Origin of the sequence: Olivibacter sp. 47, assembly GCF_030372825.1 — a bacterium.
GTDB classification, from domain to species: domain Bacteria; phylum Bacteroidota; class Bacteroidia; order Sphingobacteriales; family Sphingobacteriaceae; genus Olivibacter; species Olivibacter oleidegradans.
Genome location: NZ_JAUCNR010000001.1, coordinates 4,957,231 through 4,971,646 on the forward strand (window position 1 = coordinate 4,957,231; position 14,416 = coordinate 4,971,646).

9 protein-coding genes are annotated in these 14,416 nt (G+C 44.7%); 6 read left to right on the forward strand and 3 right to left on the reverse strand.

The window, feature by feature from the left end:
* The first annotated feature begins 564 nt into the window (after positions 1–564).
* The 4 genes from QT327_RS21500 to QT327_RS21515 are packed head-to-tail and all read left to right on the forward strand — an operon-like array spanning position 565 to position 7,850.
* Positions 565–2,892: a TonB-dependent receptor gene (locus QT327_RS21500; protein WP_130856271.1), complete on the forward strand. Its 2,328-nt coding sequence runs from the start codon at positions 565–567 to the stop codon at positions 2,890–2,892.
* Positions 2,893–2,910: 18 nt separating this feature from the next.
* Positions 2,911–3,504 (forward strand): MotA/TolQ/ExbB proton channel family protein, encoded by a 594-nt coding sequence (locus tag QT327_RS21505; protein ID WP_130856272.1) that lies wholly within the window; start codon positions 2,911–2,913, stop codon positions 3,502–3,504.
* A 1-nt stretch (position 3,505) separates the two neighbouring features.
* Complete coding sequence (locus QT327_RS21510) at positions 3,506–3,850, forward strand: DUF2149 domain-containing protein (protein WP_130856273.1); 345 nt, start codon at positions 3,506–3,508, stop codon at positions 3,848–3,850.
* Complete coding sequence (locus tag QT327_RS21515; RefSeq protein ID WP_289554005.1) at positions 3,840–7,850, forward strand: cobaltochelatase subunit CobN; 4,011 nt, start codon at positions 3,840–3,842, stop codon at positions 7,848–7,850. Before QT327_RS21510 ends, QT327_RS21515 begins: the two co-directional genes overlap by 11 nt.
* A gap of 22 nt (positions 7,851–7,872) precedes the next feature.
* Here the strand turns inward: QT327_RS21515 and QT327_RS21520 are convergent, their stop codons facing one another.
* Entirely contained in the window at positions 7,873–8,316 is a 444-nt protein-coding gene (locus tag QT327_RS21520) for a pyridoxamine 5'-phosphate oxidase family protein (protein WP_130856275.1), read from the reverse strand.
* A 704-nt stretch (positions 8,317–9,020) separates the two neighbouring features.
* On the opposite strand from QT327_RS21520, the gene QT327_RS21525 reads away from it, so the two are divergent.
* Together QT327_RS21525 and QT327_RS21530 are read left to right on the forward strand one after the other, a co-directional pair.
* Positions 9,021–9,326 (forward strand): hypothetical protein, encoded by a 306-nt coding sequence (locus QT327_RS21525; RefSeq protein WP_130856276.1) that lies wholly within the window; start codon positions 9,021–9,023, stop codon positions 9,324–9,326.
* 250 nt (positions 9,327–9,576) lie between these two features.
* On the forward strand, positions 9,577–11,070 hold the full coding sequence (locus tag QT327_RS21530) for a glycoside hydrolase family 130 protein (protein WP_013665400.1): 1,494 nt from the start codon (positions 9,577–9,579) through the stop codon (positions 11,068–11,070).
* On the opposite strand, the gene QT327_RS21535 is transcribed toward QT327_RS21530, so the two are convergent.
* Entirely contained in the window at positions 11,067–12,077 is a 1,011-nt protein-coding gene (locus tag QT327_RS21535) for a glycosyltransferase family 4 protein (protein ID WP_289554006.1), read from the reverse strand. The two genes, QT327_RS21530 and QT327_RS21535, sit on opposite strands and share 4 nt — an antisense overlap.
* Positions 12,028–14,310: a glycosyltransferase family 4 protein gene (locus QT327_RS21540; RefSeq protein WP_289554007.1), complete on the reverse strand. Its 2,283-nt coding sequence runs from the start codon at positions 14,308–14,310 to the stop codon at positions 12,028–12,030. The genes QT327_RS21535 and QT327_RS21540 overlap by 50 nt, the downstream gene beginning before the upstream one ends.
* Between the last annotated feature and the right edge of the window lie 106 nt (positions 14,311–14,416).

Here is a 14,416-nt window from a genome sequence, read left to right on the forward strand (position 1 = left end):
CTGGCATTAGTGCTGATTGTTCATGTGGCAAAAGTTTTTCATGAACATGCAGGCTGTTTGGCGAGCAGCGACAAACACGGTATCAAAATTTACCAACATCAGGAGGAGTGTAAGATCTGTACCTTTCACTTGCTGGGGAGCGGCGAGTTCTGTGAATTGCTTTTCACCTTTCTTGTACCTCCAGTAGCGGATGCATTCAATATATTGCCAGTAGATCTTCGCTATTTTAGATGTTGTGACGCCCTTTACCTACGCGGCCCCCCTAGCCGTTATTAAGCAATTTTTCATACATATTGATTAAACCATTCATCTAGGCATCGTTTTGACACCTTTGATTTACATAAAATCAAATTAATAGAAGCCGGAGAAATAGCTGGCATACTTTCAATCGTCGGTCGCCGAGGTTTGGTAGGCCGAGGTGCGAATTATAATGGTTTGTAAGTGCTCGCTATGATCGATCGTTAAAGCAATTGCTTCCTATTCATGCCTTTAATTCGTTTTTAAATACACATAGTTGCATAATTATATCCGTCCGATATTTACGACACATTATAGCTGATTTTCATGAAGTATTCTGAATATTTTACAAACTGTTCCAAACGGTTTGCACAATTCTTATCCGTTGTTATTTTTTTTCTATTAGTTGTTTTTCATCTACCTGTATCTGCTCAAAATGCCAAACCTTCGGACCTGACCGGATTCGTGACCGATTCTACAAAAAAGCCAATCTCCAGTGTTACGGTCGAAATTCGCGGGAAAGGGACTGTAGCTTCTTCCAACAGCAAGGGCAACTTTTCTATCTCTTTGTCGCAGATCAAGTCCTTTACCTTACGGCATATCAACTATCAATCTGTGGAAGTTGATGTCGATTCCATTTCCGCATCCTCTTATCATTGGGTTCTTCAACCCAAAGTCAATATGTTGGACGTTATTTCGGTCACGGCCTCTGCCAAGCCAATTGAGCTTAGAAAAATTGCATCCAGTGTTTCTGTTTTACAAAAGGGAGCCCCGGAACTTCGACAGATCCAAACGATAGACGAGGCATTGGCCTATTTGCCAGGTGTTTCAGTCGACCGCTCTCGGGGTTTAACAACTACCGGAACACATACGAGCGTCATCATGCGTGGAACCGGATCGGCAAATAGAACCCTGATACTGAAAGATGGGGTGCCCATCAACGACGCCTATACGGGAGGAGTTTCCGAATGGAATAGCTTGGCAGGTAATAGCATTGAACGCATAGAAGTGGTAAGGGGACCGGGCTCTTCGATTTATGGTTCTAATTCCATGGGAGGTACCATCAATCTCGTTACGCAAAGCCCTTCGGATAAGCCTACCCTTGGTGCAGATTTTCGCTACGGTTCGATGAATACCTATCAGGCAAGTGTTAAGGCAGGCAAGCAGTTTTCCGATCGGTGGGGGGCAATAGTATTTGCAGAATACAAGAAAACGGATGGTTATGCCTATATGGCCGACAGCCTCTGGAAGAATTATTATGTAAAGCCGAGCATGAAACTGCTCAATGTGAATGCCAAAGTAGCTTATCATTTCCCCTCTGCAGGAACCCTTACGGCCATAGCGGATTACAATCTGCAACAGCCTTTATCGGGTACTACCACCATTTACGATGATCGTAGTGTCGGGGGAAACTATCAGTTGCGTTACACCAATCCAGCAGCTGTATACGCTCCGGATGTACTTGTCTACTATAATGTGCAGGATCGTGAGTCGAACGCCATTAAATGGAATCAGGAAAGCAATGCCTTTGATGAGCGTTATTACGATTCACGAGTGCCATTGGACACCTACGGACTGATCGCCAAGGTACATCGTACCTGGGGAGCAAATGTGGTTACGGTGGGAGCGGACATCCGATTTACCGAAGTAGTATCCCGTAAATATTACTACGAACAAGGTATTCAGGATTTTACCGGCAGACAGGATTTCGTTTCTTTCTTCGTTAATGACGATTTGGATATTACAGATCGCCTCCATGCTAACATAGGACTAAGGTATGACCATTGGGCTAACCGAAACGGGAAATTCTTTGACAATATGTCTGGCAATGATATAGCCATCGCTTACGATAACGCTAGTTCTGACATCGTCAATCCCAAAGTGGGAATCAGTTACGATCTGCTGCATAACCTGCGCCTAAGGGCGGTGTACGCTACCGGATTCCGCGCACCAAGTAGTTTCTATATGTACAATGCCGCCCCCTTGGGCTCGTCTTTCCGTTTGGGAAACCCACGCTTGAAGCCCGAGCGGATGCGGTATTCCTATGATATTGGTGTGGATTTTCAACTATCGGATAAACTGGAGCTTTCCGGTACATTGTATACTTCCCAATACAGTGATTTTCTTGCGGCAGTGCTGATTGATGCCAATGAAGTTCCGGCTTACCTAGATGTTAAGGGCCTGCCGGTACGGCAATATATCAACATTGGAAAAGTGAATCTATGGGGAGCGGAAAGCTTTGCCCGTTACCGCTTAACTTCAGACTTTTCGGTACAGGCTAGCTACTTCTATAATTCATCGGAGATAAAACGGTATGAAACCAATCCGGAATACGAAGGAAATGACATGAGTGATAACCCGTCCCACAATGTGAGCGGGGCATTCATATTTGATCGCGTCCAACTGTTTCATTTGAGCCTGTGGGGCAGACATACGGGAACTTATTATGGTGATCTGGAAAACACGCCGGAAAAAACCATGCCTGCTGTTACGGTTTTCGACATCAAGTTCGGTAAGGCGATCGGACCGTTGACACTCAACGTCAATGTGACCAACCTGTTTGATAAACGCTATTACGGAAGTTATACCTCTCCAACAAGTTATTACTATGCTCCGGGAAGGAGTGTCTTTGCCGGAATAACTTATCAATTGTAAAACAAAAAACTAAAAAAAATGACCGAATTTATTGATCGTTTTCTCTTTCAGCTCACAGAGCTTCTGCATGCCCCGGTTTTATTGGCACTTTTTGCCATGGTAGTCTGGACATTGATCAGTATTGGGGCCTTTTTTCGCACCTGGTTGATGCGCGTACGAAAACCCAGGGAAGCTGTTCATACATTTTTCGCTCAGCACGAAGGCGAAATAACAGCTTTACTAACCGATAGCCCCTATGCTGATATACAGTTGACCGAACTGGTTCGCTCTTGGGAAAAAAAGCAGAACAGCCGTTTGGATAACATTCGTTTTTTAATCAAAACGGGGCCATCCATCGGCTTGGTAGGTACGCTGATTCCTATGGGTCAGGCGCTGTCTTCCCTTTCCAGTGGCGACATGGCGGCCATGTCCGGTAACATGCTGACCGCCTTTACCTCTACCATTATCGGACTGGTCTGTGGAACGGTGGCCTACCTGATTAGCTTGAAATGGGAAAAATGGCTGCATGCAGATTTTCTTGCCTGCGAAGTAGAGGCGGAAACCCGTTTAAGGTTTGCCGGTTTAAAGCAAGCGGAAACCGATTCTACCCTCATTTACAATCAATCGCTTTAGCATGAAATTACTAAGAGTACACCAGGGGCGCGAGGATCAAACACCTCTCGAGGACCCCATAAGTGGCATTGCCAACCTTTTCGATATCAGTGTTGTGCTTATTGTCGCTATGATAGTTGCGTTGATGACGGCGCTCAACATGCTGGAGTTGTTCGATCCCAATACGGAGGTAACCTTAACAAAGAAAAATGCACAGGGTCAGATGGAAATCATCTCCAAGAAGGGAAGGGAAATCAAAGTTAAGAAATTATCGCAAGAAGAAGCTGCCGGCCATGGCGAACGCTTAGGTACGGCCTATCAATTGGAAGATGGACAGATTATTTATGTGCCGGAAAATGTTCAGTAAAACAGTATTTATTCGTATCGTATTATGGAGTCAGCTTGTTCTGTGCTTTGCGTTGGAGGCTTTTTGTGCGCCTGCACCGAAAAAGATAGTGATACTGGTTTCCGAAAATTATAGTAAACCTGTTGCCGAGGCAATTGCCCAACTGCACAAGCTTCCTGGCTTCACCGATGCTTATCTGGTATCAACAGCCATTGACGGAAATGCCGTAGCGGATGTGGGAGGTGCAGATCTAGCCGTCTGCTATGTGCATACCCCGGTCGTACTACAGCGTTTTTCTGCGGAGCTACAGCGCATCGTTAAACGTGGCGGACATGTATATGCGCTTGGTAACACGCCGGAAGCGGATAGTTATGGCAAGCAGGGCATTCGCTTCGACCCGGAAGTGGCTGCTTATTTCGAGCATCCCAGCCCGGATAATCTGGCCAATATGATACTAATGCTGTTGAATAGACATTTGGAATCGACCTATCCGGTAAAGCCGGTTGTCCCCTTTCCGGAAAATGGCATCGTTTCTCTTCGGAGTGGGGAGGTATACGCAAGCTTTGAACGATATGCCCAAGCCGAAAGACTGGGGGAGCGCCCGTTGGTAGGTTTGTATATGTTCCGTTACGAAGCAGTTACCCGTCAGTGGGAGTATATGAAGTCTTATGCGGATGCCTTAGATACGGCTGGTTTCGATGTGATGCCCTTTTATGGCCATCCACTTGATCAGGCAATCGAAGATCATTGTTTGGATGCCGACGGAGGCTCTCGTTTATCGGCCCTGTTGAATTTTTCTTCTTTGCCGGGAGCGTCCAACGAACGGCTTCAGGCGGCATTTTCCCGTATGGGTGTACCGGTAATCAATGCCATCACAATCAGTGACGATACAGCAGCTTGGCATGCCTCCTCCTTGGGGATACCACTTGCGGCGCGTGCCTTATCGCTTGCCCGTCAGGAACTAAGCGGTCAGATACAGCCGATAATAGCGGCAAGCACCGAATCTGTAGCATCCGCCGGTGCGGCTGGATACCGCGTCAAATACGCGCCTGAAAGCCGTGTACGAAGATTGGTGGGGCGTGTAAAAGCGTGGTCAAGATTGCAAAGCCTGCCCAACCGGGATAAAAAAATTGCGCTGATTTATTATAACGGGCATCCGGGTAAAAATAATATTGGTGCCAGTTACCTGAATGTGCTGCCCAAGAGCCTTACGGCCATTTTAAAACGTATGGGTGAAGCGAAATATGATCTTGGTGGTCAAACTCCTGATCCCATTACCGTATTTGATGACGTCATGAACGGAGGCCGTAATATCGGTACTTGGGCACCGGCGGAACTGGATCGGTTAGTGCAGGAAACGCATCCCGTACTGGTTCCGGTGGAGACCTATAAAAAATGGTTCGGACAGTTGCATCCTGCTTTCCAAAAGCAGGTAATAAAAAAGTGGGGTGAACCGGAAGATTCAAAGATCATGACCTGGCGTGATCCGGAAGGAAAGATTTATTTTGTTTTGCCTCGAATCGCCTACGGCAATATTAACCTGATGCCCCAACCGGCCAGGGGTTGGGACGAAGACGCTCAGGCCTTGTACCACGATGTTTCGCTTCCTCCACATCACCAATACGTTGCCTTTTATCTGTACCTACAAAAAGGTATGCCCGCCGATGCGGTCATCCATCTGGGAACACATGGAACACAGGAATGGCTTTCAGGACGTGAAGTGGGGTTTGATGATGACGATGCGCCAGAAGCACTGATGGGTAACCTGGTTAACATTTATCCCTACATTATGGACAATGTAGGGGAAGGAACACAGGCCAAAAGGCGTGGAATGGCCGTGATTATTGATCATTTAACGCCGCCCTTTGATCAGGCCACCTTAAGACCCGAGTTGCGTGAACTTGCGGGGACCATCAACGATTATGATGTGGCTTCCGGCAAAAGTGAAGCACTCGCTGCTGTTCACCTGCGCACAATCAATCGGCTGGCCAGGGAGGCAAATATAGGGAAGGATCTAGGTATTGATGGCGACATTAAAGCAGAAGATGTACAAAGACTGGAACATTACCTGCAGGAAATCCAGGAGACGCTTAGCCCAATGGGAATGCATACCTTTGGGCAATCACCGGATTCGGTGATGGCGATAAAAACGGCAGAAGCTATCGTTGGGCGGATGCAGGGGATACCCAAGGATTCACTTGCCGTGCTACTGATGGATGTTTACCAGCGCATTATGATCAGTGGCCAACGAGAGCTGGATGCACTGATGACAGCTCTTAATGGAAAGTATGTGGAAGCGGGTTCAGGTAATGATCCTATTCGAAATCCTTCGGCACTTCCTACAGGAAAGAATTTTTATTCCTTTGACCCCGACCGTATTCCCACCACAGACACTTATCGAGAAGGAGAGAAGCTGGCTAATCAGTTGATCGCTGATTACCGTGGCAGACACGATGGCCAGTATCCGGATAAGGTGGGATTTAATCTATGGTCGGTGGAAACCATCCGCCATGAAGGTATTATGGAATCTCAGATATTGAGTTTATTGGGGATAAAGCCTACTTATGATGGCTTTGGGCGGTTGAAAGGAGTAGAAGCAATTGCAGATACTGCGCTTGGGCGACCGCGTATCGATGTGGTCATCACGCCCTCCGGCTTGTATCGCGACCTATTTCCCAATCTAATGCTGTTATTAGATAAAGCGGTTTCTTTGGCCTATCAGCAAGATGGTGCTAACTATTTGCGGGAACATATTGACCAAAGTGTGGACAAGCTGTTGTCTTCCGGACTCAAAGACACTACCCTCGCCCGTCAGCTGGCTAGTATACGCCTGTTCAGCACGAAGAGTGGAAGTTACGGAAACGGCTTGAACGATGTGGTTCAGGCCTCCGATAAGTGGAAAAAAGACCAGAAGGTTGGGGCTGTTTACTTTAACCGGATGGGACATTTATATGGGCAGGGTCTTTGGGGAAACATACCGGATGGGGAACTCCCGGAAACAGCAAAGGACCTAGCGGTATCGCTTTTTAAAAGTGCCTTATCCGGGACGAAGGCAGTTGTTCATAGCCGCTCTACCAATGTTTACGGCGCGTTGGATAACGACGATTTTTTTCAGGCATTGGGTGGGATGGCGATGGCGGTACGCCATGTTGACGGGGCGTCGCCCGATGTGATGATTACCAACCTGGCCGACCCGAGAAATACCCGCCAGGAATCGCTAAACAAATTTATCGGAAGGGAGATGAATACCCGTTACCTTAATCCCAAATGGATTGAAAAAATGCTAGATGAAGGATACGCTGGAGCACGGATGATCGGCCAGGTAGCAGATAATATGTGGGGATGGCAGGTCACAACGCCGGAAGCGATCGATGCACAGAAATGGGAGGATTGGATGGATACTTATGTCAATGATCAGTACAATCTGGATGTTAAAGGGCGGTTTGCAAAAGCCGGTAACACTTATGCTTACCAGACGATGCTGGCCCGCATGCTGGAAGTGGTCAGGAAAAACTATTGGAAACCCGACGAACAGCGTTTGCAGCAGCTGATGACCGAATACCTGAAAACTGCCGAAGAAACGGGACTTTCCTGCGCTGACAATGTATGTGGAAATGGAGCCTTGACAGATTTCCTAAAGCAAAGGGCTAATAACACAGAAAATAAGGAGCTAGTAAGCAATCTGATAGAACAGTTGGGTAAAATCCATACAAGTTCATCCAGCTCTGTAAAGGGTAATGCTGCGAAAGCGGTGGCAGAACCTCGAAAACCTGTTAAAGGTCGGGCAAGATCAGGGCGGTGGTCGAAAGATCCCGGAACGACTGGGCAGAATGCTCCCGTAGAAAAAGAAGCAGGGAAGTCCACTCCCGTCAAGGGCTATAAAATGGAAGAAACCAGTTGGCAAGCGAACGATAAGAATCAGAAAGCACAACACGTTTCATCAGCATCTTATGATGGTTTGTTGATAAGCGTCATTGCCTTGTTGATTGGCTTCGGATTTTGGTTTGGCAAAAGGTACTAATCGATATTTTCTTTTATCCACCCTATTGCTCCTCATGAAATTCAAAGCGTCCGGTTCCTTCTTCTATATTTATTCGATAAACGATCAAGCTATTCCGAAGCTCAGGACTTATCGCGTGAGAAGGGTCCCGTCCCGGATCATTGGTGTTTGGCATAATACGTAAAATGAGGCCTTGCATGGCCTGTTGACGCTCCATGTCTTTCAGTTCTTCAAAGGTTCCCCAAAGAATAGCACTTTTCCACTTGAACATGCTTTCAACTTCATCAACCTGAAAACAGACGCGTGGATTTTTCCGTAGCATTTCTATTTTTTTACCTTCACCGGAATGAGCATATATCGCATTATTTTGGTATACATAGTTGATTGGCACTATATAAGTTTCGCCGTTTGCGTGGCATCCAAGCCGGCCGATGAATTGGCTTTTCAATAAATCGACTATTTCTTTCTTATTTAATTCTCCAAGCATGATGCATCTTTCACTAAAAGTACGTAAAACCTTCGATCTTTAAAAGTAATAGTTTTTCAGATAGCTAGTGAGATTCTATACATTGCAGGTGTGAGCATATTTGGAACTATATAAAAAACGGATCGGAGTGCCATATTCCTCATGCCCTGATGGTATTAAATTTTTCGATCAGTTTATAAACATCCGTATAAGGCTCCCCCTTTTTCGTAGGCCGCTTCTCAAATAGTAATTATCTTCTATTTCGTAGATCTCAGTTTAGCTGAGATCTATAGAGATTCAAAAGAATAGGCTATGCGTTTATCGCTACCATCGAACTAGGTGCGTCTGGTATCGATCCCGTTAGAGCTGGTAATACTGCTATTGTACAATTCGCTGTTCGGTTATTACAATCACTTGATTTTGTGGTGTATTGAATTTTGTGTTAAATATGTCAATGATAAGTACAGTCCCCGAAATCCCTGGGCGACTACCGAATCAACAAACTTGTATAATTAATGATGTCTATGAATTAGACATCTGTCCGCCTAAAGTATAGGCATATTTTTAGAATTCAAAAAAAACGCTGCTCGAAATGTAAAGGAAGTTTCAATAACCAGATCAAAACTTTCATCTACTCAATTTTTAAAATTTGTTGCAAACTAAAAGCAAACGTTATAGATGCTCTTTTTATATAAAAATAACTATATTTACTAAATACATAAATCATGAGTGGTCACACACAAATAAAAGATCCGAACGGTGAGGCGATAATTTTACCCTATACCATCTCGAAGAAAGAAGTTCAATTGGCCGTCTACGGTATTTCCGGAAAAGAATACCGCCTAATTACATATCGAGGAACACAGCAGGTGGATTTTACGATAACTTATTCAAAAGGGCACTGGATACAGCTCGACAAAAACAACCGTGTGATATTAAAAGCCAATCGGATATATGAACTCCTGTTGTCAATTTATACACTCGAAGACGTAGTCAAAAAAAATAAAAATCTTGCGGCTTTGGTCGTATAAACTCCAGCTCTTTATTTATAAGCAGCCACTTCCATTGTTGCCATAAATCCTTTTGTTCTACACGTTTCCCATTTTCTCTTGCTTCTCCCCACTGATTTTAATCGTGAACTCAGCATAGGTGTTCGAGTGAAAACGGCCCTTACTTTTAAACAACGTCAACTAAATCAAGTTTTAAAACAACTAACCAGCTATTGATAGGAACCTGGTTTAAAGCGAATTCATAACTAAATAACGCCATAAAATAAAGAAAATGCTATTAGAGACAATTAGAAAAGAAAAAATATTTCAACCCGATTCACGTCGGGTCATTGCAAGGTTTCTGTTTGCCGGAGAAGAACGGGCAAAACGTCTGATTTTGGCGATATTAGATCTCAGTCACCAGCAACAAGAAGAACAGTTTGATCAAGTCATCCGCAAATATTCCAGAAGGCATCGTAATATTAGAAAGCGGCTAACCGGCCATTTCCACCGTCTTATACCCTTGATGGAGCAAATGGAGCTTAATCCCGAAAACTTACGAGAACATCTGCAATTACTCATCGGCTCCTATTTTACCATGGAGTATTCCATTGAAGCTGCGGCTTTTTTTAACCCATCTATAGTGGAGCATCCCGACCAAACGCAGCTGAATACAGGGCAAAAACGCATCATAATTAGCTTCCGTGCAACGGGAGAGGGGCATATCTCTTCCATTGTTTTTAGAGAGGGGATACTGGATAGGAATCAGAATATCGAAATCTTCGAACCTGGGATGTTGTTAGAAGCTCCTGAACATGTAAAGAACCATGTCTACCATAAAAAATCTTTTTTGAGGAAGCTAAGAGAAATGTGCGACGAAAGCGGACAACATAGTGAAGAAGCCTATCAAACCATAAGTAAAGAACTGCAAGATACGTTTACCTATGATGAATTGAAGATTTCATTGCAGAATGCGCAAGCAGTGTTAGAAGTCAAACAGGAAAATACCCTCTTTTTACAAGAAGCGAAATGGCTGGCATCTTCTAATTATGAAATGACATTCTCAACAGACACATCCCTTAGTGAGAGAGTGATCTTTCCGATAGCGGATACAGAGAGAAACGGTATTGAAGATGCTCGCTTCGTGCGTTTTGTGTCGGAAAGTGGTATGGCAACATATTACGCTACATACACTGCCTATGACGGCACTGCTATATTGCCTAAATTACTGAAGACCCATGATTTCCTACATTTTGCGGTCATGCCGATTCATGGGTATATAGCCCAAAACAAAGGTATGGCATTGTTTCCTCGGCAGATTAACGGCCGTTATGTTATGTTGTGCAGAATCGATGGGGTGAATAACTATATCGCCTATTCAGACAATATCAATGTTTGGCGCGAAGCAAAACTGATACAGACACCGAAGTATCCCTGGGAATTGGTTCAAATGGGAAATTGCGGTTCACCTTTGGAAACCGAGGCTGGATGGTTGATGATTACACACGGAGTCGGCCCTATGCGTGAGTATGTATTGGGCGTATCCCTCTTGGATCTCGATAATCCAGAGCGGGAAATCGGACGTTTAAGTGAGCCAGTGCTTATGCCGAATGCCAAGGAGCGGGACGGATATGTGCCCAATGTAGTTTATTCCTGTGGTGCCTACATACACGAAGGTGAGCTCGTCATACCTTATGCTATGTCTGATTATACGTCCACCTACGCAACCATCAATGTGAAGGTGCTTTTGGCGGAGATCCTTAAGGAAGAAGTTGCTAGCACTTAACCGCCCAAAATCCGACGGTATACGGTAATATAGTCTTCCGTCATTTTTTCTTTCGTAAATCGGCTTGTAGCCCAATGATAACATCTATCTCTACCAAGATCATGGATACGGTGTATAGCTTGCACCGCCTCTGGTACATCGCTTACCAAAAAGCCTGTTATGCCATCTCGGATCAGTTCGGGCATTGCGCCCTTATTCATCGCAATTACAGGAGTACCACATGCCATAGCCTCCGCGACGCTCAATCCAAAGGGTTCCTCAAACTCGATCAAATGAAGCAATGCTGATGCACCACGCAGTAAATTACTTCTGTCGGCTGGACCGACGTTACCCAAGTACTGAATCTGATCATTGTCAATATGCGGTAGAACCTGTTCGGTAAAGTAAAGCTGATCTTGGATCAATCCTGCCAAGAGCAGCCTTTTCCCAGCAAGCTTGGCTGCCCCAATAGCCAAATGGGCCCCTTTTTCAGGGTGTATACGGCCAAAATAAAGCAGATAGTCTCCTCCGATGGCCGAAAATTGCAACTGAGAGGTGTCGATGCCATTATAGACAGTTGCTATATAATCCAACTCGGAAGACCGATCCGAATTGCTAATAGCAACATAAAAACTATGCTTGTTGTATTTTTTGTAAACAGGAATAATTTTCGGAGATGAAAAACCATGGATGGTAGTCACCATAGGGGTATTTATCAGTTTTGCGTAAGTAAGCGGCAGAAAATCAAAATGATTATGAATGATATCGAAGTCCGCTGCGTTTTCCATAAGCTCACTAATATGCAAGCATTCTTCTACCTTCGGATCCAATGTAGAGTCCTCCGCATAACCGGTAGGACTACTATATCGAAGCTGCGCGTTCGTCAAGGAATCTGCTGTCGCAAATAAGGTCACGTCTATACCCTGTTTAAGCAGTCCTTCCGTTAAATTCGAAGCAACTTGTTCCCATGGGCCATACTTACGTGGAGGGGTGCGCCAGGCGATTGGGGCTAATATTGCGACTTTCATCTTCTATAAATTTGCCGTAAGGTTTTTCAAATGTATGTTGGACAGCAAGGTACGAAATGATATACGCAAGCGTACTTTCCGCTCCCTGATTGCGGTTTACACCGTCTGGTTGCAGGCCATCGCAGCACCCGTGTGTCTCGAAGTCGTACAGGCTGACACGAAGATCGTTCTCTCCCAAAAACCACATGAAAGACGTATAGAGTGAACCGAGATAGCTGAGTTTTCCACTATAGTTATAAGCCTGCAGATATAGCAGTACCATGGCCATGGCATCGATAGGTTGTTGTGCAAATGGTGAGGGTGTCTCTGTTTGCCGATACCAATTCTGATTGCCGATAAGGCTCAAATGGCCTTTCTGTAAGGTGTGTAGCTCTAGAAAAGCCATACTTTCAAAAGCAGTTTCTTCATAGGTTTTATTTGTTAATACTTCGGCGGCATATAACATCGCCAAAGGAAGCAATGCATTATCGTAAGCTAAAAGTGATTCGTACCAATGCCATCCGTCTTTACGGTGAATTTGGTACTCGTGATGAAGACGAGCCGCTAATTTCCTTATCAATTCAATCATGCCCTCGTCTGAAGGATTATCTTGTAAATAATAGTACAGACCTATAATGGTGTTGGCAATACTACGTATCGACCGGAGCCTTTCGAATTGCGGCATCGCTCTGAAGAAAAGTTGACGTGCCATCTGGTAATAGGCATCCATAGGTGAATAGGCCATTGCATAGCCTAGGGCCCAAACAGCGCGACCGAAAGCGTCTTCAGAGCTTATTTCATCGAGGAAGCTACGATTAAACCCCATAAAATTCCGGAAGCTGCCATCTGCGTTCTGTGCATAATTAATATAGCCTAGGTAGATTGCGATGTATTTAATTGTCCTTTCACTTTTTGTCCGCCGGTATGCCATTAGCATCATCAGCAGCGCACGGGCATTGTCATCCAAGCAATATCCCTCGTGATAATTTGGAATACCGTACGTAGCATGCTGAAATATTCCTGTACTATCGGTCAATCTGTCAATATGGTCGAAACGCAACGGCGGGAGTACATTGAGATCCAAAGCCGGATCTTTCTTGATAATCAATTTCGGTGTGATTTCACTCAGGTGTTCGGCCAGTGCATAATACCTACCTCCGGTTTTGGGCCAAGTGATGGTTTTTCCATATTCTCTCGCGCAGGAACGCATTGTCTCTAACTTATTGGGATGAGCAAGTAAATCTAGCAAAATAGCAGCTAATTGCTTGTCATCATTGAAGTTGAACAATTTGCCGCGCCCGCCATCCAGCAATTCAGCGGCATGCCAATAAGGTGTGGATACTACGGCCGATCCGACGCCAACGGCATACGATAGGGTACCGCTTGTGATCTGTGCCTCATGAAGATAGGGGGTCAAATAAATATCCGAGGCACTGAGATATTTGAATAAGTCATCTTGAGAGGCATATTGATTCAGAAATATAACATGATCTTCCAGATTAAGTTTTTTAACAAGCCTATGTAAAAACAAACGATATTCTTCACCTGCATGTCTCACAACGTTGGGATGTGTTTTGCCAAGAATGATATAAACGGTATTCGGATATGCCTGTACCACGCTAGGTAATGCGCAGATAGCCGTTTCAATGCCCTTATTGCGCCCAATGAAGCCGAAGGTTAGCAGAACGTGTTTTCCTGTAAGCCGCAATTCCTGTCGTACCATCGTTCTATCATATCGAATGTCGGGTACCCCATGCGGTATCATTTCGATTTTTTCAACAGGCACGTCATACAACTCACTGAGCATTTCTACGGCCTTGTTCGTCATTACAACCACTTTTTCCGCTGCCCTGACTATTTCTTTCAAGATCATGGACTCATTGTAAGATGGCTTTTTCAAAACCGTATGAAAAGTCACTATTGCCGGTATTGCTATATGATGCAGTAGGGTTAGGACAAATACACCGTTTTGCCCACCAAAAATGCCGTATTCATGTTGCACCACACAAATATCAATGCCGTTATTGTTTATATAATCGGCAGCTTTGAGGTAGCTATGATGATCATCTTGTTCAATGATAAACTTTACCTCCGGAGGATAAGCGTAAGTATTGTCGGGATCATTGATGGCGATTACAATGTTTTCGGATGCTTGGGAAGATGCTAAATCCTGAATGCTTTCAAACAAGTTCTGCGAGAAAGAGCCAATGCCACACTGCCGAGGTGCATAGGTGCCTATGAATGCGATTTTCATTTTCTTTTTGTTTATCTGTGTGCGTGCCCTTTATCTATAATACATAAAGAAAAGAGAATCTATATTTGTTTGCTTCGGATCGATGCGAATAACGAGGTAGATAGTC

Bases quoted from the DNA above. Each gene is read 5' to 3' on its own strand.
- QT327_RS21500 (WP_130856271.1), top strand. From the start codon at position 565: ATGAAGTATTCTGAATATTTTACAAACTGTTCCAAACGGTTTGCACAA.
- QT327_RS21505 (WP_130856272.1), top strand. From the start codon at position 2,911: ATGACCGAATTTATTGATCGTTTTCTCTTTCAGCTCACAGAGCTTCTG.
- QT327_RS21510 (WP_130856273.1), top strand. From the start codon at position 3,506: ATGAAATTACTAAGAGTACACCAGGGGCGCGAGGATCAAACACCTCTC.
- QT327_RS21515 (WP_289554005.1), top strand. From the start codon at position 3,840: ATGTTCAGTAAAACAGTATTTATTCGTATCGTATTATGGAGTCAGCTT.
- QT327_RS21520 (WP_130856275.1), bottom strand. From the start codon at position 8,316: ATGCTTGGAGAATTAAATAAGAAAGAAATAGTCGATTTATTGAAAAGC.
- QT327_RS21525 (WP_130856276.1), top strand. From the start codon at position 9,021: ATGAGTGGTCACACACAAATAAAAGATCCGAACGGTGAGGCGATAATT.
- QT327_RS21530 (WP_013665400.1), top strand. From the start codon at position 9,577: ATGCTATTAGAGACAATTAGAAAAGAAAAAATATTTCAACCCGATTCA.
- QT327_RS21535 (WP_289554006.1), bottom strand. From the start codon at position 12,077: ATGAAAGTCGCAATATTAGCCCCAATCGCCTGGCGCACCCCTCCACGT.
- QT327_RS21540 (WP_289554007.1), bottom strand. From the start codon at position 14,310: ATGAAAATCGCATTCATAGGCACCTATGCACCTCGGCAGTGTGGCATT.